19 protein-coding genes are annotated in these 21478 nt (G+C 29.4%); 9 read left to right on the top strand and 10 right to left on the bottom strand.

The window, feature by feature from the left end; genetic code table 11:
* Nucleotides 1-40: 40 nt before the first annotated feature.
* Nucleotides 41-1153, bottom strand: coding sequence for a hypothetical protein (locus tag RT228_RS16460; protein WP_313138870.1), 1113 nt, complete (start codon nucleotides 1151-1153; stop codon nucleotides 41-43).
* A 118-nt stretch (nucleotides 1154-1271) separates the two neighbouring features.
* A complete protein-coding gene (locus RT228_RS16455; RefSeq protein WP_025124823.1) occupies nucleotides 1272-1661 on the bottom strand; it encodes a helix-turn-helix transcriptional regulator in 390 nt (129 codons plus the stop codon).
* 1536 nt (nucleotides 1662-3197) lie between these two features.
* Here RT228_RS16455 and RT228_RS16450 point away from each other — a divergent pair.
* From RT228_RS16450 to RT228_RS16435, 4 genes are read left to right on the top strand one after another with little or no spacing between them, the layout of a single operon-like run.
* Nucleotides 3198-6221, top strand: coding sequence for a TonB-dependent receptor (locus RT228_RS16450; protein WP_313138867.1), 3024 nt, complete (start codon nucleotides 3198-3200; stop codon nucleotides 6219-6221).
* Nucleotides 6222-6232: 11 nt separating this feature from the next.
* On the top strand, nucleotides 6233-7612 hold the full coding sequence (locus tag RT228_RS16445) for a RagB/SusD family nutrient uptake outer membrane protein (RefSeq protein WP_313138865.1): 1380 nt from the start codon (nucleotides 6233-6235) through the stop codon (nucleotides 7610-7612).
* An 18-nt stretch (nucleotides 7613-7630) separates the two neighbouring features.
* On the top strand, nucleotides 7631-8404 hold the full coding sequence (locus RT228_RS16440; RefSeq protein ID WP_313138863.1) for a hypothetical protein: 774 nt from the start codon (nucleotides 7631-7633) through the stop codon (nucleotides 8402-8404).
* Between the two features lie 4 nt (nucleotides 8405-8408).
* Nucleotides 8409-10967, top strand: coding sequence for a prolyl oligopeptidase family serine peptidase (locus RT228_RS16435; RefSeq protein ID WP_313138861.1), 2559 nt, complete (start codon nucleotides 8409-8411; stop codon nucleotides 10965-10967).
* A gap of 65 nt (nucleotides 10968-11032) precedes the next feature.
* On the opposite strand, the gene RT228_RS16430 is transcribed toward RT228_RS16435, so the two are convergent.
* The 3 genes from RT228_RS16430 to RT228_RS16420 all read right to left on the bottom strand — a co-directional run bounded on the left by RT228_RS16430 (nucleotide 11033) and on the right by RT228_RS16420 (nucleotide 13196).
* On the bottom strand, nucleotides 11033-11377 hold the full coding sequence (locus RT228_RS16430) for a hypothetical protein (protein WP_313138859.1): 345 nt from the start codon (nucleotides 11375-11377) through the stop codon (nucleotides 11033-11035).
* Between the two features lie 583 nt (nucleotides 11378-11960).
* The gene (locus RT228_RS16425) at nucleotides 11961-12203 is read right to left on the bottom strand and encodes a hypothetical protein (RefSeq protein WP_313138857.1); all 243 of its coding nucleotides are present in this window, start codon (nucleotides 12201-12203) and stop codon (nucleotides 11961-11963) included.
* A gap of 165 nt (nucleotides 12204-12368) precedes the next feature.
* Nucleotides 12369-13196 (bottom strand): helix-turn-helix domain-containing protein, encoded by an 828-nt coding sequence (locus RT228_RS16420; protein WP_006258083.1) that lies wholly within the window; start codon nucleotides 13194-13196, stop codon nucleotides 12369-12371.
* 238 nt (nucleotides 13197-13434) lie between these two features.
* Here RT228_RS16420 and RT228_RS16415 point away from each other — a divergent pair, with 238 nt between their 5' ends.
* Entirely contained in the window at nucleotides 13435-14280 is an 846-nt protein-coding gene (locus RT228_RS16415) for an RteC domain-containing protein (protein WP_006258084.1), read from the top strand.
* Nucleotides 14281-14486: 206 nt separating this feature from the next.
* Here RT228_RS16415 and RT228_RS16410 read toward each other — a convergent pair whose 3' ends face one another.
* The 4 genes from RT228_RS16410 to RT228_RS16395 form a co-directional block, all read right to left on the bottom strand.
* A complete protein-coding gene (locus RT228_RS16410; protein WP_313138853.1) occupies nucleotides 14487-14942 on the bottom strand; it encodes a hypothetical protein in 456 nt (151 codons plus the stop codon).
* Nucleotides 14943-15011: 69 nt separating this feature from the next.
* Nucleotides 15012-15446, bottom strand: a complete 435-nt coding sequence (locus RT228_RS16405) for a hypothetical protein (RefSeq protein ID WP_230456739.1) — start codon at nucleotides 15444-15446, stop codon at nucleotides 15012-15014.
* A gap of 194 nt (nucleotides 15447-15640) precedes the next feature.
* Complete coding sequence (locus tag RT228_RS16400; RefSeq protein WP_006258087.1) at nucleotides 15641-16114, bottom strand: hypothetical protein; 474 nt, start codon at nucleotides 16112-16114, stop codon at nucleotides 15641-15643.
* A 35-nt stretch (nucleotides 16115-16149) separates the two neighbouring features.
* On the bottom strand, nucleotides 16150-16506 hold the full coding sequence (locus tag RT228_RS16395) for a hypothetical protein (protein WP_006258088.1): 357 nt from the start codon (nucleotides 16504-16506) through the stop codon (nucleotides 16150-16152).
* A gap of 870 nt (nucleotides 16507-17376) precedes the next feature.
* Between RT228_RS16395 and RT228_RS16390 the strand changes: the two genes are divergently transcribed.
* The 4 genes from RT228_RS16390 to RT228_RS16375 all read left to right on the top strand — a co-directional run bounded on the left by RT228_RS16390 (nucleotide 17377) and on the right by RT228_RS16375 (nucleotide 20815).
* Nucleotides 17377-17514, top strand: coding sequence for a hypothetical protein (locus RT228_RS16390; RefSeq protein WP_165868435.1), 138 nt, complete (start codon nucleotides 17377-17379; stop codon nucleotides 17512-17514).
* Between the two features lie 94 nt (nucleotides 17515-17608).
* Complete coding sequence (locus RT228_RS16385; protein WP_006258090.1) at nucleotides 17609-17800, top strand: cold-shock protein; 192 nt, start codon at nucleotides 17609-17611, stop codon at nucleotides 17798-17800.
* A gap of 589 nt (nucleotides 17801-18389) precedes the next feature.
* Nucleotides 18390-19121 carry an outer membrane beta-barrel protein gene (locus tag RT228_RS16380; protein WP_006258091.1) on the top strand — a complete coding sequence of 244 codons (732 nt, stop codon included), beginning with the start codon at nucleotides 18390-18392 and terminating at the stop codon, nucleotides 19119-19121.
* Between the two features lie 14 nt (nucleotides 19122-19135).
* On the top strand, nucleotides 19136-20815 hold the full coding sequence (locus tag RT228_RS16375; RefSeq protein ID WP_006258092.1) for a S41 family peptidase: 1680 nt from the start codon (nucleotides 19136-19138) through the stop codon (nucleotides 20813-20815).
* A 279-nt stretch (nucleotides 20816-21094) separates the two neighbouring features.
* Here the strand turns inward: RT228_RS16375 and RT228_RS16370 are convergent, their stop codons facing one another.
* Nucleotides 21095-21475, bottom strand: coding sequence for a transposase (locus tag RT228_RS16370; protein WP_006258093.1), 381 nt, complete (start codon nucleotides 21473-21475; stop codon nucleotides 21095-21097).
* Nucleotides 21476-21478 lie beyond the last annotated feature (3 nt).

Below are 21478 nucleotides of genomic sequence, written 5' to 3'. Positions count from 1 at the left end.
AAAGTTATGTAATTAATTTACTAATTTCACTCCAGCTTATTTAGGGGCTAAAATAGTTATTACTTGCCACAACAATTCCAAAATCCCTTTGAAGTTTTGTATTAAGAGGATAAGTATATAAATCAAAGCCATTTTCTTTAGGTATAATATTATGTCCTTGATCAAAAATATGATCACAACCTAAATCTGATATAACAAGAGCTCTTTTTACAACTATCTCGGCAATAACATCTAACAATAGCGTAGTTTTACCAGTACCAGGAGGCCCGTTTACACCTTGAATCCCCTCAGAGTCCTTAAGATCTTTAAATATTGTGTTTACCGCCGCACTTTGAGCCGAGTAAAGTCCATATTCAATTTTAGAAGGCCACCTTCCCATGGTAAGATAGCAAGGATTAAGAGCCTTAAATAAATGCTGTTTGTCTGTTATTAAGTCTCTTCTTTTATCAACACTGGGTTTAAGGGTAAGATATTGTTTTAAACTAGGACTGAATTCACTAGTTTTTATACTAGTTAAATAGTTTAAATCATCAAGGAAAAAACTATTTAAAAAGCTAATTACAGCCTCACTATCCTTATAGACTTGCTCTTTTAAAACAAACACTTTAATATCAGAATTAAGCCAAGGAGCCAGCCTAGACAGATAAGCAATCTCGTTTTGGATTTGTGTTAAGCAAAAAGGCTTACCCCTTTGCTGATGTGAGTCACTAGAGTTATCAAGCAAATTATGTCTTTCTAGAAAATCCTCCTTAACCTTTTCTAGTTCTTCAGATACAGTAGATAAGTCTCTCCCACTTTTAAGAGCGTTAATTCCAAGTATATAACTAGCCAGTATGTAACTATCTTGTTCTATAGAGCCGTTTTCATTAAGTATTAAAGCAGATAAACAGCTAAAACCAGTTACAGGTTCTTGCCAATCTTGAATCTGTTCTGATTTAAGCAGTGTATTTAAATAGCTAATAATATTACTATTGCCAATTTTACCAAAATAAAGTGTGTATCTCCACTTATAATTATCTTTAGCCTTTGTTTGGTCAAGCATCCAAGGCAGAATCTGATTTAAGTCTAATAAAACAGCGTTTTTATTAAAACCAGGTAGATTAAATACCTCAATGTCTCTCCAATACTTTAGTATGTTGTGTTGTTGTGTCAATTTTCTTTTTCTTTAATTATTATAATAAACCACATCAAAAAACACTTTAAATAAGCTACTATATAAAAATAGGAAGCTAGGGGAATGATTTGGCTTATTATGGCTTTTGAGATAGTAACTATCCTTTAATATGTTTTTTCTCCAACTCTTTAAGAGCTTCTATAATTTTGGGATTGTATACTTTATTGTTCTTTTTTGTTTCATCATTGAATTCAATAATTTCATAAGGTAGTTTTTTTACTTTAGTTAAATATAAATACTCCTCTTCAAGTAGCTTACCTAATCCTGTATACTTCGGACTCCCCTCCGTTATAATCAAATCATTATAATCAACTTCCAATAAATCTAGTAATTTACCAACATTAACATTACTAGGTTGATAACGATTACTCATCCAATGACTTACAGTCGTATAATGAACATTGAGAAGCATAGCTATTAATTTATTACTAACCCCTCTAAAATCGGCTACTTCTTTAAGTCTATTCTTGATTTTAAAATTACTCATATATGTTTTATTTTAAAAAAGTTTGAGTTTTACATAAACTTTTATTATATTTGAATAAATATTTTCGACAGCGAAAACATGAAACACAACATTTTGTGTTTCATACTAGATGTCTCTCATGAAAGAAAATCGCAAATAATCCACATGAGAACACTTGAGTTCGCCACTATATCTATTAGATTTTACTATTTTTGTAAATCTAGTAGGGCGAACTTCATGTAAGTCTTTTGTGGAAACATGACTTTGTCATGAGGCTTTGCGATGCCGCTTTCTAAAGCAATGGAGTTCACCTATTAGTATAAAATACTCCATTAATACTTGAGAAACATCGTTCATATAATCTATGTGAGCGATTTTTTGTTTTAACCACTCACTGTTGTTATTCTTAAAAAGAAAAACACAGTATAAGGTTCAAACTCTAAGTTGTTCTCATACAAATAGTGTGATAAAAAAAGGCCGTGATTCCTTGATTTCTTTACACTACATCTTTACTTAAAAACACTAGTGTTTTAAGCAAGATTGGTTTTTCTTTAAATGATTCGCACTCTAAAAGTAAACCCTTTCTTAATGTTTTCCAAAAAGAAAGCTTACTCTAACTAGTATTTTTTTAACAAAAGATGACAAAATGCGATAGTCTAACATCTAGGTGTTAGACTATCCAAGAGAATTAAGGTATTAGAAACAAGTGTTCTATACCTCAACATACCGCATAAACCTTTAATTTTTAGCCGTCTCCCAATTAGGCTATAAAGGTTTAAACAAGCAAGGTAGATTTGTAAGTATAATTTTTATAGTACTTACAATACCTTATCCTTAATGGACTTATCGAATGATTCAATTCGAAATTTTTTCAATTATTTATTACAACAAACAACAATTAGTAGTAACCAAATTCACATTTAGCCTATGATTAGACTCTTGTGTAACTACCCTTAGAGTTATGTTTTTTTTAAGACTTTGAATTCATAAACAACTTAGCCCTAACTCTAAGGGATTCACATATAGTTTGCCAAGTAAAATTACATTTTACGCTAGATCCAAGAACAGTTCTTGGATGCGTACAGGACCTCTATTGCCTATTAGTTATCACATCTTTTTAAACCTAATAGGCAGTAAATAATTTAGTTAGTAAGGATAAAATGCTATGAAACAATACGATCCACTGTTCTATTTATTAACCAAATAAAATACTATCACATTATGGAAAAAACGTCTACAGGCTACTGCTTAATTAGTTGGGTTTGTTTGAAATTAACTAGTAAGAAGGTTTTAAAAGTAGTTAAGTCTGTAGGCACACAAACAACACATTGTATGGCTTAAAGGGATTTTAAGTCATACTAAAAGTCCATGACTATTCTCCCTGAGCTCTTGTTATGCATTTTGGGAGACATGTTAAAGAGCAAAGGGAGATAGTTCTATTAAAACAATATATAAAAACCAATTAACTAACCTTTGATACAAAGGCTTATTTAAGTACTACGGCAATAAAAATCTTAAGGATTTAAAGTCTTCTTGTATCATACAATTATAACAATTATGAAAACTCAATTTTTAACCAATACTGGTTGCGGGATAGTACTGCTTTTAAGTAGTCTTACTATCACCGGTGCCTACGCCGTACCTAAAGATAGTCTTAATATCTTAGATTATCAAGACAAAACTAAACTAACAGGTAAAGTTAGTGACTCCGAAGCTGAGCTACCTGGAGTGTATGTTATGGTAAAAGAATCTAATATAGCAACTATAACAGATGTAGATGGTAATTTTTCAATTGAAATAGCCAAAGGACAAACCCTAGTCTTTTCAATGATGGGCTATGCAACTAAACAAATTACCTACACAGGTCAACCCTTTTTAAATATTAAATTAACTCAAGAGATAAGCACTCTTGATGAAGTAGTCATAAATGCAGGTTACTACTCTGTAAAAGACCGTGAGCGCACAGGAAGCATCGCTCGTGTTACTGCCAAGGATATCGAAATTCAACCAATTAATAACCCTCTTCAAGCTCTTCAAGGAAGAGCTCCAGGGGTAAATATTACAAATTTCACAGGTATCCCTGGCGGTGGAATTGATATTGAGATTAGAGGACAGAACTTTTTAGGCGCAAAATTATCAGGAAGAAACAATCCTTTTTATGTTATCGATGGAGTTCCGTTTATCTCTGATGCTCTTGGTATGAATAATGGTAATTTATCAGCAGAAATATTATCTGCCAATATAAGCCCTTTAAATGCTATAAACCCAAGTGATATAGAAAGCATCGAAATCTTAAAAGATGCCGATGCTACGGCTATCTACGGATCCCGTGGTGCTAATGGTGTGGTGCTGATAACCACAAAAAAAGGGAACCAATCTAAAACTAGCTTTACCCTAAACTCTTCTACTAGTTTTAGCAAAGTTGGTAAATATTTAGATATGATGAATACCCAGCAGTATATAAAAATGCGTGAAGAGGCTTATATAAACGGCAATAGAGAAATTCCAGCTAGTGCATATGATATAAATGGAGTATGGGATAAAAGCAGATATACCAATTGGCAAAAAAAGCTAATCGGAGACACTGCAACAGGGCAAGAGTTTTCTTTAGGAGTAAGAGGTGGTAATGAGTTTTCAAATTTCAATATCAATTATTCTCATAGTGAAAACACAACTGTTTTTCCAACAGATAAAGGTTATAAGAGAAACTCAGCTCTACTTAGTTACAATTATAAAAGTAAAGACAGTAGACTATCAGTAAACTCCTCTACTACTTATTCTAACCAGAGTAATAATCTTCCAATTACTGATCTTACTAGACAAGCCCTTACTTTACCTCCAAATGCTCCTGCGTTATACAAAGAAGATGGGAGTCTAAATAGGGAGAACAACACTTTCATGAACCCCTTAGCACAGCTAAAGGGTAGTTACGAGAATAAAACCTCAACTATTATACTAAACTCTAATATCTCTTATGGGCTTTTAAAAGACCTATACGCAAAACTAAACATTGGATATACAACAAATCAATTTGAAGAAAGGAAAATCTTGCCTCACACAAGACTAAATCCTGCAGCCAACCCAACAAGTGAAAAATCTGAATCTAGTCTCTCAAATCAAAATCACAATAGCTTTATTATAGAGCCTCAATTAAATTATGTTTTATCAAAAGGTAAACATCAAATAAACTCGCTTTTAGGTTTTTCATACCAGCAAACAGACTCCGAAGCCATTCAGTTTTATGGTAAAAATTTTGCCTCTAATGCTTTTATTAAAAATATTGGAGCTGCAAAAGAAAAAACGATCTTCCCTAATGCTAAAAATCAATATAAATATGCTTCCATCTTTACTAGAGTTAACTACTCTTATAACTCTAAATACTTTATCAATCTAACAGCTCGTCGTGACGGATCTAGCAGGTTTGGAAATGATTATAAATTTGGAAATTTCGGAGCTATTGGAGCTGCATGGATATTCTCTAAAGAAAATTTTGCTAAAAATATCTCTTGGTTATCATTTGGTAAACTGCGAACAAGTTACGGAATAACAGGTAGTGATAATATCGGTGATTATGCTTATTTAGATACCTACTCAGTGGGAGCTATCTACAATGATATGCCTACTCTAAAGCCAACTGCTCTTTTTAACCCAAGCTACAAATGGGAGAAAACTAAAAAATTTGAAGTAGCCACAGAGCTTAGTTTTTTAAAAGATCGTATAAGCACCTCTATTGCCTATTATAACAATCGCTCATCAGATCAGTTAGTTGGTATGACTCTACCCACCACAACAGGATTTTCCTCTATTAATGGTAACTCTCTAGCGGTTGTAGAAAATCAAGGTTGGGAATTTGCTATCTCTAGTCAAAACATGAAGACCAAAGATTTCTTATGGCACACTAGTTTTAATATTTCTTTTACTAAAAACAGGCTCCTTTCTTACCCTGGACTCGAAGAAGGAACCGAGAACAGTTTTTACGTTATTGGTAAACCGATAAACATTGTAAAACTCTATAAATATGAAGGGTTAGACCCAGAAACAGGAAATTTTACATTCAAAGACTACAATGAGGATGGAAAAATAACATCTCTTGACAAACAACATATAGTCAGTCTTACGCCTAAGTTTTTTGGAGGTTTACAAAACACAATATCCTACAAAAACTTTAGTCTTGACTTTTTATTTTATTTTATTAAAACAGATAATTACAATATAAATAATTATTATACCCCCCCTGGAATAGCATCTATTAATCTTCCTGCTGTTATGACAGATTACTACTCTGAGTCAAATCCAAATGCGACCTATATGCCTGCTTATATAGGTAATCCTAACAATAACCTACCATTTACAGAAAGTACTGCTACTATTTCTGATGCTTCCTATATAAGACTAAAAAACGTAGGTCTATCCTATACTTTAAAAATGCCAAAGCTTAAAATGGAATCTGTAAAACTCTACTTACAAGGACAAAATCTTTGGACTATTACCTCTTATAAAGGAATGGATCCTGAGTTTATTTCTTTTGGAGGACTACCACCTCTTAGAACCATTTCCTTTGGAGCTCAATTAACCTTTTAATACTAAAAATCATGACAAACATTACCTATATATATAAAATAACCATCTCCATTTTTTTAGTAGCCTTACTTTTTACCTCTTGTACTGATCAAATAGAGGTAGATATGCCTAATGATAAAATAGAGCATTCGGAAATCTATAAAGATATAGCAACAACTAAAGCAGCACTAAATGGGCTTTATCTTGATTTAACTTACTCCTCTATCTTTAATAAGTCCAATACAGGAGTTAGTTTTAACCTTAGTCTTTTTACAGATGAACTAAACTACACAGGTACAGAAACTGCGGCAAAAGACATATATGAAAACACTATTTTAGATACAAACTCTATAGCAACCACATGGTGGAATGATTCTTATATAAAGATATATCCTATTAATGCCTTTATTGAAGGAGTCACAAATTCAGCTTTTTTAGAAACAGATTTAAAAAAGTCTCTCTTAGGAGAAGCTTATACTCTAAGAGCTTTATATTACCATTACTTAAGTATTCTCTATGGAGATATTCCCTATACTACATCTACGGACTACAATCTAAATAAGTCTTTGCAAAAGCTTTCTTATCAAGAAGTACTTTTAAAAATAGAATCAGATCTTACTCTAGCCACAGAGCTGTTAGATTACTCTTATAGAGATCCCAATAAATTCTACATAAACAAATCCATAGCACAAGTTTTACTAATTGAAAACTATATTTTACAGAAAAAATATGACAAGGCAGAAAATACTGCCCACTTGATTTTAGATCAAAAATTATACAGTATAGAAGACGACCTAGCTAAAACATTTAAAAAAGATGCAAAAAGTACTATTTGGCAAATTGCACCAAGATTAGCATCTAATGTAACATCAGAAGCATCACTCTATCTTTTTTCTAATTTCACAAACAATAGCTCTACCATGAGTAACCACTTACTAGATCTTTTTGACAGTAATGATAAACGAAAACAACAGTGGTTAAAAAAGATAAATATTAATAATCAAGAGTTTTATCAAGTATACAAATACAAGAATCAACAGAACAACACAGATGAATTCTCAATCTTCTACAGAATCGAACAAGTATACTTTCAATTAGCCTACAGTCAATTTAGACAAGAAAACACAAAACAAGCCATAGAAACTCTAAACATTATAAGACAAAAACGAGGTTTAGAGAACCTACCTTATACCTTAAAAAGTCAAGAATTTATAACAAATTACCTAGAAGAAAGTAGCAAGGAATTCTTTACAGAGAACGCTAGGCGCTTTATTGACTTAAAAATAACGGATCGACTTGAAGATTTAAAACTTACAAAACCAAACTTTAAACCTTACCACAACTTATTTCCTATCCCCTATAAACAGTTACAAATCAACAAAAAATTACTTCCTAATAACTCAGGATATTAACCATTAAAACATACAGAAATGAGAGCCAAAATAATATTGATAATTACATGCGTTGTTAGCCTATTTATCTTCTTGTCTTGTCAAGACAAACAATTAAATACGATAGAGCAATCACAGCCTAGCACTTGCCTAGAGAATCTTGACGGTAGCATTACCATACAAGGACAAATTACAGTTCAAAACACAGATAATGCTCCTTTGGGAGTTACAACTGTAAACATTAAAAACAAATGGGATTTTTCAAAAGATATAACAAAATTTATAAAAGAAGAATCACCTAAAAAAACAATAGCTTATGGCCAGAACAAAAGAGTATTTGTAAATAAACAAGGATACTACAAAATAACCATTGATAAAAATGATACTCTTTCCATCATCCCTCTTTCTTATCTATATAAAAAACCTAAAGATATTACAGGATTTACCAAAAGTCAAATTTTAAATATAGAATTAGAACCTTTACCTCAACAGGTAATTCAAAATTTTAAAAAAAACTCTCCAACTGGATATAAAGCATTATCACGTTTTTTACAAGACGCAAACCCTGATAGTTTAGTAACAGTATCAGGAACCATTTATAAATCTACTACGGGAACTCCTATAGAGAATATCTATATAATTACAAACTTTTTAAATAATACAAAAGAGGGGGCATCTTTACGCTTTACTGATAAACATGGACAATTTAACATAAAAGTACCTAAGAACACTCCCATTACAATAGATCCTTTCCGACCAAGCTTTATTAATTTAATCGCTAAAAATGACACTGTTGTAAACCTAAAACTATAACATTATGAAAACAAAATTAAAAATATTTATACTTCTTACACTTTGCCTTTATTCTTTTCAAAAGGCAGCCTCTCAAGAAACGGTAAAAAACGATTTTTTTGACGATGATTTAACATGGAGTAGTTTGTCCACTGTAGCTTTATCTCCTGATGGACAATGGGCTGTTGTAGGAAAACAATACAACAAAAATCCAAGGCCCAAAAAAACATACTTTGTAAATACAACAACAAAAGAAAAAAAAGATTTTACACGTTTTTCAAATTTTTATAAATCTTTTTTATACAAAGGAATTGTTGTTGGAAACATCAAAAAAGACCTTGCTATTTTTTCTTTAAACCAGAATGATTCATTACTAATTAAAGAGGTAACAAGGTTTGATACTAACCTTGAACTAAATCTATTGTTCACTTTAAAAAATAATAGTGAATTTACTATCACTAAGCTTAATGAGAATCTAAAGAAAATTAAAACTGAGCTCTCTCTTCAAGCAATAGACAAATATTATTTATCTCCTAATTCAAATACACTTGTTGTGGTAACCAAACAAAAAGAATTAATACAGATAAATCTAAAAGATTTCGAGTCAAATAAAATTATTGATTTAAAAGACAATATAAAGACACTAAAATGGAATATTAACCAAGATGGTTTTGTTATACACATTGACAATAAACTCCATGTAATAGATCTTAACTCTAATAAAATAGGGGTTATAGATATTACTGAAGATAAAGATATTGAAAACCTAAAAATAAGCTTTTTTTTAAATAATGATCTTTTTGTTTCCTATCAGTTCAATTCTGATCAGATTATACCAGAGAGCGAATATGTAGATATATGGCAAGGGAATTCTAAACAACTAGTTCCTAGCAATTTTAAAACCAAATATAAAAAAATCTATAAAGCCTTTGTTTATAAAAATAAACAAGACACTATTATTCAATTGGAAAGAAAAATTGATAAAGACTATATAAATATAGGTATCCCAGGTTATTTATTGTCTTATAACTATTTTAAAGATATAGACTTTAGTACTTACTTTCCTCCTATAGAGTATTCATTATATGATATAGATAAACAAAAAAATGTTACATCGTTATCAATGACCTCTCAATCCCCTTTTTATCCATCTATTGATGGAAAATACATTCTATACCCAGTTAACCGCGCTAAAGATAAATGGGAAATATTAAATATAAAAACATTAGAAAAACATTCCTTTGATACAGATAACTTAAGTAAGGGCTTTTCCCCTATTTGGTCACAAGATTCAAAAACCATCTTTTATGCTTATAATGGCAATTTACATTCTTATAATTTAGAAAATAGAAAAACTTTATACCTAACTCAATTTAAAAATACAGACAAAGTACATATTGGTAGACTAGTAAACAAAGAGTCAATACCATCATATGCTTTTTATGTAGATACTAACAAGCCTTTTTATTTTATCGGTACACAAGAAAAAAACAAAACTATATACATGTTTGATAAACAAAAAATAAAGTCTATTTACACAACTATAAATGATTTATCTCTTACACCAACATCAAATAAAACATTTAGTACTGATCATAACACTGTACTTTTTCAAATAGAAGATTATAATTTACCAACAAAAATATTAGCTATTCAAAATAAGAAAGTCAGTACAGTAATGGAATCTGATATTAATAAAGATCTGTATAAATGGAGAAAAAGAATTGATTTCACTTTCACAGATAAATTTAATAAAGAGCTACATGGTTACCTTTTCTATCCTAAAAACTATGATCCTAAAAAGAAATATCCTATGGTAGTTCAAGTATATGATTTAAGATTAGTATCTGAACCTAATGAATTTTCAATTCCTGTCCACGTTGCTTCTAATTCAGGTTTCAATAGTTCATTACTAACAGAGAATGAGTATTTTGTTCTAAGTGCACAGACATATGTAACTGAGGAAGGACCAGGAATTAGCGCTGTTGATTGCGTTACTAATGCTGTTAAAAAATCCCTAGAAATTGAACCTTCAATAGACAAAGACAATCTAGGGGTAACAGGACACTCTTTTGGTGGATACAAAGCCAGTGCCATATCTGTACTATCTGATTTGTTTAAAGCCTCTGTCCCTGGAGCAGGGGCTCATGATCTTATAGGAGGAATAATGTTTAGATATAACTATTATAGAGGAATGCCTGATTGGTTTATAGTTGAAAATGAACAGCCTAATATGGGAGTTAAATTCTCTGAAAATCCTGAAAAATATTACAACAATAGCCCTATACTAAACGCCTATAAAACCAAAACCGCTATGCTTCTTTTTACAGGATTGCAAGATGATAATGTTGACTGGGAAAATACTAGAAAAATGTTTATAGCCCTTAAAAGAGAACAAAAACCCGTTATGGCTCTTTTTTATAAAAATATAATTCATGGATTTCTTTCTTCAGATCCCGTTGAAAATCGGGATTTAAGTATAAGAGTATTAGATTGGTTTGATTATCATTTAAAAAACAAAAAAAACATTCCATGGATAAAAGATGGACTTGATTACAATAAATATTCAATAAGTACCTACTAAATAGATAAAAAGAGGGGGACTAAATATCCCCCTCTTACCATTTTTAAGATTAATTTTGTAAACTCTTATAATTTATAAAGAGGCACATACCCCCCTAAAGGAGATTCTCCCCATAAATCATGATCTATGCCATCTATCTTAATTGTACATCTCACAACAAGTACAGTCATAGTACATTCTCCTCCTTCTTCAACTGTACCTACTTTAGTAAAGACATACTCTTCTGTTATAGGATCTAAAGTTCTAATATAAATATCTCCACTAAAAGGGTCATCTGCTTTTACATCCGTTACAGATTCTATATTAATAGCATTATCTGTTTTTTCACTAGCATTTATAGTAAATGCACCTACTGTTAGCATTGCAAAAACGGCCAATGGCATCAGTAGGTTTTTAATAAGTTCTTTCATAATAATAAATATTTTTAGTTACAACAACTAGCCTCTTACTAGTTGATTTAAAATATATAATCTCATTTTTAAGGTTAACAAACAAAAACTTCTACTTAGTTGATTTACTTTAGCTTTTTAAATCAATCCACCACATTTATAAAAACTCGCGAGGTCTTTATAATAAAAACAGCCTATAAATAATACGAAAATTCTAAAGGCACAAACTCTTTAATTTAGTTACTGTGTTATTTTTACCTACTAAATTGATTCACAAAGCTCTATTATATATATAGATAGGCTTGTGTACAAAAAGGACAAAAGTGTCTATATAAAGGACAATTTTATGATAAAAAAGGACAAATAGGCCTACTTTGAAAGCCTTGAAACCAAAGACAAGTAAAATGTTGTTATTTTAAATGGTCTCCTAAGAGTAGTTTAATGCGAAAATTAAGCTACATTTTTTAAGTCAATCACAAAAAATAAAGGTGGGATAAATCATAATAATTTACTCCCACCTTCACTTTTTAATTAAGGTTAAAACTTGTTACTAGGCGCATTCTTTTACAGCCCAGTCTAACTATTAATACTTTTTATCTAACCACTAGAATTGTATCTTATAATACTTTACTTTTTTCTTCTGAAACAAAAAGCTATACTTGTATTTTACAACAGGTGTTATTCTATAACCTTTTAGAATTAATTTATCTAATAATATATCAGGTAACTCTTCAGTAAAATATATATTCTTTCCTTGCTTGGCACACTCTTCTAGATTTGAAATCAATCCATTATATTGCTGCTCTAAAGCATTCTCTGCAATAGATTTAAGTTCTTGGGCAGTCATTATTTTTTATTAAATTTGTTACTATGTGACAAATTTAACAAATACTCTACACAAACAAAGCTATATCTGTTTTTTTACAATAATAACATATTTAATTTAAATATTTTTGATTAATTATAAAATCAAAATCACAATATATCAAATAAATAACTCTAATATCATCTCTTAAAGGTTGCGATAATATAAAGGTTGGTACTTTTGGTCTTTATTAAAAGCTCTTAAATACCCTCTATAACTTTCATAACCACATTTGTAGGCAATCTCTGATACAGAATAAGAAGAGAACATTAAAAGAAGTAACGATTCAATGAGTCTGTTTTGAATATGATAGTCATAAAAGGAAGTACCTAAATATTTTTTAAAATTACGCTGAAAGGTCTTAGGATGCATATTTATCTCTTGGGTAAACCACTTTAAACTAATACTAGGACTTTCTTGTTTTAAGAAACAATAATCCTGATAGTATCTTTTATACACCTCTCTTTGCTGTTTACTAATTAGAATATTCCCAGAGGGAATTGATTTAATCTTAACCCTTATTCCCCAGATATAAAATACCTGATTCACTGAAGATGTATTAATACTAAAACCTAATAACAAAATGGCATTTGAATCTTTAATAATTACTTGACTTATCACTTTTTTAAAGCTTAACACATCATTGGATGTAGTAGTTTTTAACCAATTAATAATTTCGGAGTTTTCTAATCCAAATAACTCATCACTTTTTATCATCCTTGAGATATCCCACTTTGCACTTTGCTTTTTAATAACAACAAAAGATTTTGCATCAGGGTTTTGGTATAATTTAAGGTTTAATCCAAAATACTTTTTCGCGCATACAAAATAAAGCAGCTTATCAAAAACAAAACAGGCATGCTGTAATACTCTATGTTCTAAAGCATTAACTGTTTTATCATTTAACCCCTCTAAAAACATCGAAAAACACTGCTGTAATACACCGCTAAAATCTTTAATTAAATCTAATCTCATTACCTAAATAAACCTTACAGAATAACAAGAAAATCTGGGGAGACTTTTGTTATAATATCATACAAAATCATAATTCATTGTTTTACAAAACATTACAAATTAAGACTTATTAGCTTAAAAATCATAACAAGTAAAGATTTTAACACATATAAGACTTAAAATCAGTAATTTAATCTCTTGTAAACAACTTTACAATAATTTATTTCTTACACTTAGATTAACCAATAACAAATAAATTATGATAAAACTCAACAGCAAAACCACTCAAGACTTAATCCTTAAAGAAGAGTCAAAGTTAACTCTAGATCCAAGTCAAATTATTAAAGAGGCTAAATACATGACCACATACCTTAGCCGTATTTTACAAAAGCAAAAACAAATGATTATAACTCATGGGTTTTCAAATCAAGAAGAAGAAATCTATTTCTTTAAGATTCTTAAACCCAAGATTCTCTCCAAGTTAATGTATTATAACAAAATATATAAAATAGAAACCCACTCTCCCAATACTGCATGCAAAACTCAAAAACAATACTACTTAAAAAAAATAAAACAAGTATCTTCTGAATATAAGCTATACTATACTAGTTCTGAGTTCTACAAATACTACAAAAGTCAAAGAACAGATAAAGATATAGAATATTACACAAGAGGTAATATCAATGTTTTAAAAGGGGTAAACAGCTTTGCATTTGAAATAGATCTTCAATTCTCAACATATTATGATTATAAACTCTCTCGTATTTTATCAAGTGAACTACTCTATGAGTATCTAAGTATAAGATTAAATCAAATAGATCCTCCTGCTTTTTCCAAAAGCATAACCATAAACAATGCCTTATCTTGGTCTGATTCCTCAGCAGCACTAATAGAACTTATATACGCTTTATATGCTAGTAGAGCTATTAATCAAGGAGATTTAGAAATAAGAAAAATAGCCTATCTATTTCAGAACTACTTTAATATTACCTTAAATGATATTCATCATACCTTTCACCGGATGAAAACAAGAAATTATTCAAGGACAATATTTCTAGATAAATTAAAACAATCACTTGAGGATTATATGGATAAGGACTACTAGGATAGAAATTAAAAATAAAGACCAAAAAGACCACTTACATATAGCCTTTGCCTACAGTGGTCTTTTTCATTTTAAAAGAAAATATTTACACCTTAATAAATAATCAACTCTATAGAATAATTCTTTTTGAAGGAAATAAAAAAGTTCCCGTAATTAAAGTTTCACAACTATCTTATAAGAGATAAGTCTATAAAATTGGGGTTATATTAATATGAGACGGATATATAGTTAAACCTAACCTTATATAGTTTCTCTGCGTTATCTGATTTTACTCTAACAAAAAGATTTGTAAAATTATAATTACCAAAATACATTCTGCCAAGATCTAAGAATTTTTTATTATGGATATTATTGTAGTAGTAGTCTAACATAAACTTATCAAAATCATTTATAGAGTATTCTTTTGTAAAAGCATAAGCAGGCACTTCTTCAAGAAATGTAAATTCATAAGTGTCTAAACGAGCCCCTTCAGCATTTGAAGGAAAAAAAATACTTGAGATTTTATTTTCTTCTTCTACTAGCCTGTAGCTTTTGTCTTTAGTTATGCTTACAACGATTGTATCAGTAATATTAACTTGGGCTAATGAAATATTAGCAATAAGACATAGGGTAATTGATAAAATATAGTTTCTCATATTATTGACATTCAATTGTTTTGTCATTCGTTCTATATATTCAGGTGGATGTTGTACAATAATAGGGGTTTTAATAATAATTAATTATATTAAGTACTAATCAAAACGCTTATTTAAATAGCCTTGAATATTATTATTTATTGTTCTATACAATTTAATATTGTTTTTATCTCTACTGTCTTTAATAATTACATTATCAAATGTAAATGCCCCTTGTAATATAGGAGGTAGGTTCTTGTTGTTTTGATATTCCATTAGTTCTTGATATTTACAATCACTATAACTAATAAAAAGAAGAATATCCATTTCTTTATATTTTATATCAGCATCTAACGAACTTAGTTCTTCTACAATTTCAAAATCATATTGTATACGAATATCATAATTAATATGATCAAATGTTAACTTTGAAAGCAGATTATTTTCTTCTTGTGTATCAATTTGTACATAATTGTATTTATTATTTTTATCGACATTAAGTGTAGTAGTATTATCTATATTTAGTATTATTGGATCTTTAATTTGAGCCATACTAGTTTGTAATATAAATAATAAGAATAACATGTATTTGATATTTATTTGCATTCTATCTTGTTATTTAGTGATTTCTTTATAGTTGTCATTTAATTCTTTTGTGAATCAAGTAAAAGAGTTCTTACGATAAAGGTTTCACAAGCACGCTATAAAAGATAGACTTCTATTAAGGGTGCTTATCTTATTTTTAATTACGCAATCTTCCACTCATATCGTATCGACACCTTATAATATCGTTCTTCAGTATCTTTAACCTTTAAATATAAGTTTTTATAAATCATAGTCTCTATATGCGTTCCTCCAAAATATGGAGGTTCTGGTTTTTTCCCATTAAGTTTCTCATATCTAGATATAGAATCATCAATAAAAGAATCAAGAGGTAGGATCTGATATCCACGAGGAATATCTTCTAATTTTATTTCTTTAATTACTTTAAAAATAAATACATCATGCTGGTTTGGCTCTATAGTCCATTCATTTGTCTCCTTATTAAACAGAACAGGCTGTGCAATTTTGTCTTTATTTTTAAGCTGTGTCGCATCCACTAAAATAACATCTTTAATTGGGTTGTTTTGACCAAAAGCCAGCAGACAAGTAAACAAAGTAAAAACTAAGAGTGTTATCTTTTTGAAGCTTTTACTTACAAATGGTTTTGTTGTTTTCATCTGTGTAATGTTTATTTTTAATTGTTGATTTCTTCTTACTCATTTAAAAATTCAATATACTGACCTTCAAAAGAAAAATGCTCTACCACTCCATTACTTTTCTTGACGATACACTTATTTGAGTTCTCCATTTTTATAATACTATCCCCCACTACAGCATAGCTTCCAATGATAGTAGTGGGATATACATTGATTAATTTATCATTTTGAATTCTAATTTTTAAAAAGGTATGAGGTAGTTTTTCACGAGGATTAAATTTCTCTACAACTACTCCTTTGAACCCTGTAGTGTAATTGCTTAGTACTTTTTCTTCTTGTTGCAAATTAGTATAATAACCAATAACAAAAAGGTTCAACACTATTATAAGCCCTATTATAATTTTATTTTTCATCAAGTGTCTTCTATGATCTATGATTCTACTAAAGTATGCATTATCGTAAGTAAAATAACGCTTTTGGTTTTAGAAAAGTACTTTTCCAAAACCAATTATAACGTTCTTATTGTTTATAGGTAGAGTATATTTAGGTAAAATAATGAAAATTATTTTTTTATTACAAATAATATACTTACATTTGCCGATGTAAATATGGATAGGCGAAATTTTTAATCAAAATAATAGCTTATTATGTACTTTAGTAGTTCTACACTATATTAAGAATTTATTACTCTTTAAACTTCAGTATAAAATAAATTCTATTATTTAATAGCACTTTTAAAAAAATCATTTTTTTATTTTTTTAAGCAAAATTTCATGTACTCAAAACATGGTTATCTTTTATACAACACCTCTACTGTATTAAAGTAAATAAAAAATAGACATTGTATGATTTTAAATATTTATCCTCTTTTAATAAAAGTAATTGATGATTTAAATAAGTTGTTCTTTTTCAATTTAATCAACATCTTTTAAAGTATCTAAAAAATACTCCTTCTATATAATAGGAATAAAAAAACAACCATTTATTAGGTGTTTTTATGTCTTACAACTTATAAAAGACTTAAATCTAACCACTAATATTATTTTTAACAATCATATTAAAAAGTTAGATAGTTAATACTTTATTTATAATATTGAGTTTAGATTGCACAACGCATTTAAGAAGATTATATCTAACTAAAGTAAGTAATACAAATCCATTTAATAGAATAAATATTTACACAAAAAGATTCATTTAGTTATACTAAATAGCCAAATTATCTTATTATAAAAAACAAATAGGTTATGAATTCCACAAAGAATTTCAAGCCAATAACAATATATATGAATAGAATAGAAATACAACACCTAGATCATAGAAATGATCTTACCCTAGAAGAAATGATTATATCAAAAAGTATGAATGGATGGATATTACAACTATACCTTCAACTATTTAAAAAAAAACCATCTAGTTTATAAATTAAGAGGGTTATAGAATAAATTATCTAAAATAAAATCCCTAGGTAAATACTTTATTAGGGACAATTAAAATATTAAATTAATAATTAAGATTATGCAAGAAGGTACAGTAAAATTTTTCAATGAAACAAAAGGATTCGGATTTATAACAAATGGAAATGAAGATATTTTTGTTCACGCTACTGGTTTAGAAGAAGACATTAAACAAGGTGATAATGTAACATATAACGTAGAGAAAGGACAAAAAGGTTTCAATGCCGTAAATGTAAAAAGAGCACAGTATTAGAAGTAATTTTCACATCTAAGCTCGCTTTAAATTTGCAAATATTAGTATTTTTAAACACATCATTAGTAATAATTGATGTGTTTTTTGTTAAAAACAAAAAACACTATTACAATTAGATTGCCTCTTTCCGGTTTGATTTATGCCACTTTGAAAATTTCATTACATTCCATCGATCTACTTACCAATTCTCTACACAAGAGCACATGATTTCTTATTCACTTATCTTGTAGACTTACCTATTTTGTAATGTGATACCCTTTAAACAAACTCACTCCCTTACATTAAGCTTTAACATAAGTATCTTTTTTAAGGGTATATAATACTTCTAAAAAACCTATACTGATATTAACAAAGTAATTTTTTATATAAAAATTCAAATATTTCACTAAAAGTATAATTTAAACAACATACGATACAAATGTCAAATATTTATTAATATACCGTTTAATATGTTATATAATTAATTATATTGTAATTATTGTTTTGTTTTTATAATCATAATCTTTTTTATCATATTTTATTAAGTTAAAATTATTTTAAATACATAGTATTTTTATCTATTTTAGAGCAACTAAATAAATAATAAATTATGATTTCAACAAAATTAGGTAGCTTAACAGCTATTTTTCTTTCAATGTTTAGCATGAGTCTCCATGCGCAAACTGAACAAAAAGAAAACCGATTCAAAGTAGGAGTTGATTTAGGGTATACTAATACCTCATTAAATACTAATATTTCGAATCTAGTAGACTCTAAGTATAATTCTCGTGGAGGTTTTGGGGTTAATGTTTCTGCAGAAATGGCCGTATGGAAGAATATATTTGTCTCTACAGGAGTTTCATATTTACAAAGAAATTACGAATTTGAAAGAACAGGTAGTCGCGAAGGATGGTATTCTAAGTATAGTAATGATTTTATATCAGTACCCTTACTCGTTGGTGGATACTTAATTAACAATCCATATCATACTAATGGGATTTGGGTTAAAGCAGCAGGAGGTATCTACACTGAATATTGGGCAAAAATGAAAACTAAAGGGCAGTATCCTGTTTTTTCTGAGTTACAGCTTGATGGTTCATTTAATTATACAACAGTTTCTGAAAAATATGATTTTAAGAAGAATGAAAATCAGTTACGTAGATTATCTATGGGATTACAAGGACAGGTTCAAGTTGGTTATGCGATAGATAAAATAGATGTCTATGTAGGCTATAATTATCTTTATGGTCTTACAGAGACTTATAAATACGATAGTCCTGGGAATAAAAAGAATACTAGAGATTCGCACATGATTTCTATAGGAGCTGCTTATAAATTTTAATAAAATTACACACGATGAAAAGAGTAAAACATAAAATAACAATATTTAGTTTATCTATATTATCATTATCATCTCTAACAGTATTAAATTCTTGTTCTACTGATGATATTACAATTACTGATCCGAGAAGATTTACTTCAGAAGATGTAAAATCTTATGCCGATTTATTTGAAGTTTTTTGGAAGACAATGGATCAACAGTATAATTATTTTTACGAGCAGAAAAATCAAGGAGGTTTAGACTGGGATAATGTATATAAGACATATTATCCTAAATTCGCCGCTCTACAAACTTATGGTAGACCTAATGAGGATGATGGTCAAATACATGAAGATTATTTAACTGCTTTTCAGTACTTCAAAGAGATTGCACATCCAATAATAGATCGCCATTTCTATGTAAAGATTCAGTTTCCTGCAACTAATAAAAATATTATTAGAACTGAAACACTCTATGGAGGAATACTTGATACAGTAAGACCTTACGTGTATCCATTTGCACAGAAGTATAATTATATGAAAGATAGAGTGACTGCTAATGGATATAAGTCTAATACAAGTAGTTTTGGAATCATTGCAGGAAATTTAAAATCTAATCCAGATATCTATTATTTCTCTTTTAGTCAATTTGCAGTAACAAATAATTTAAAAATAACATTAGCGAACAATTATTTAAATCCTGGAAAAGGCAATGCACTATTATTGACTGAAGATATTTTAGAAGCTACTGACGAATTAAAGGCAATTGAAGATGTTAATATGCGTAATGCTATTAAAGAGGTGACCTTTAATATACTAAAAGAATACAATGAGTATTCTAATTCAAAAGCGTATAAAGAATTTATAGAAGAGGCAGCGAAGTTTAACCAAACTGAAGTGGTTAGTAATGAATTAATGCTTGCTACCCAAAATGCTTTAAGAGCATATAATGCGTTGCCTAAATATAAAACGGTTGCTCCATACGGAAACTTATATAATGAAGCGACACAATTCTATGTAGGTGAGTTTATAGGTCTTATGGATAATCACGTTAATTTTGGTTATAGATTTCCAGAATTAACAGGTGCATTAAGCCAAGTTTTAACTAGAGGAGAATTTTATCAGAAGTTCTTAAATCCTTTACATAAAGGTGAAATCAAGAAAATAATAATAGATTTACGTTCTAATGGAGGTGGTGCTGTTGTTGATGCACGTTTTATTTCAGATCGTTTTATTACTAAAAATGCTGTATTTGCTTATCAAAGAACAAGAGAAGGGAATGGTAGATTTAATTACACTCCATGGGTAGAGGCTAAAACTAAACCACATAATTTTGGTATTCCAGCGGATATTCCTATTGCTATTTTAACAGATAAAGGTAGTGCAAGTATGTCTGAAATTACTACGCTAATGTTAAAATCTCAAGGAAATCAAGTCGTAAGTGTAGGTGACTATAGTGCTGGAGCAACAGCAGGATTAGGCGCTGTAGATGACTTTAATGGAGGTACTAGAGATGAAGTTGCAGGAGGTAAATTAACATTCTATATGCCATTATTAGCAATGAAAGATGCTGATGGGGTGGTAATAGAAGGTGTTGGTGTTAAGCCAAATATTCATGTATCTCCACTAACAGATAGTGAAGTATCACAGATGACTTCACCTACTTTTGTAGATAGAGTGGTAAATGAAGCGATTAATTATTTGAATTCTAAATAGTTAAAATATACAAATAGAAATGCTCCTTAAGTATTTAACTTTTGGAGCATTTTTTATTCAATAAAAGTTATGAATTTCCACGCCATTCAGTTAGAAAGTATGGTTTCAAATCTATTGAGTAAAGAACAAAAGCTATCTAACCAAGCATTAATTAATAAACAATCCTACTATCGGTTTTGACATAGCGTAAGTGAGGTACTATATCTAATTCTATACTGGATATTCCACTCTATACTGCACCACGAATCCGTTAAAGTGGATCTTCCCCACTTTTGGTGGTTAATCTATCGAAAGCACCAATCTTTTTTCTAACAAATCAATTGAACATCTGCCATACATTTGTCTCTTTAGAGTCTTAAGTTTATTTACATTCCCTTCAACAGGCCCATTACTCCATGGTAAATCTATTGCATTTTTAATAGCGTTAGTATCTTTTAAAAGCCCTTTAGAAAAACTCTGAAACTCTGGGATACCACTGAGGTTTATTTTGTCAATCCAAGTATAAAAATAATCACTACATTTTTGTTCAAACATCATACATCGAAACTCTCTGACTACCTCCAATGTAAAACGTAAGGTAGGTGATAACTCATAAAACTGATCTAGTATATGCTTTTGTGCCTTATTGATTCTCTCCTTTTTAGTCACAAACAATATCATTGT

Origin of the sequence: Myroides sp. (genome assembly GCF_032073645.1) — a bacterium.
GTDB classification, from domain to species: domain Bacteria; phylum Bacteroidota; class Bacteroidia; order Flavobacteriales; family Flavobacteriaceae; genus Flavobacterium; species Flavobacterium odoratimimum.
The sequence above is the reverse complement of the archived record's forward strand: the minus strand, read 5'-3'. Positions and strand labels throughout refer to the sequence as shown.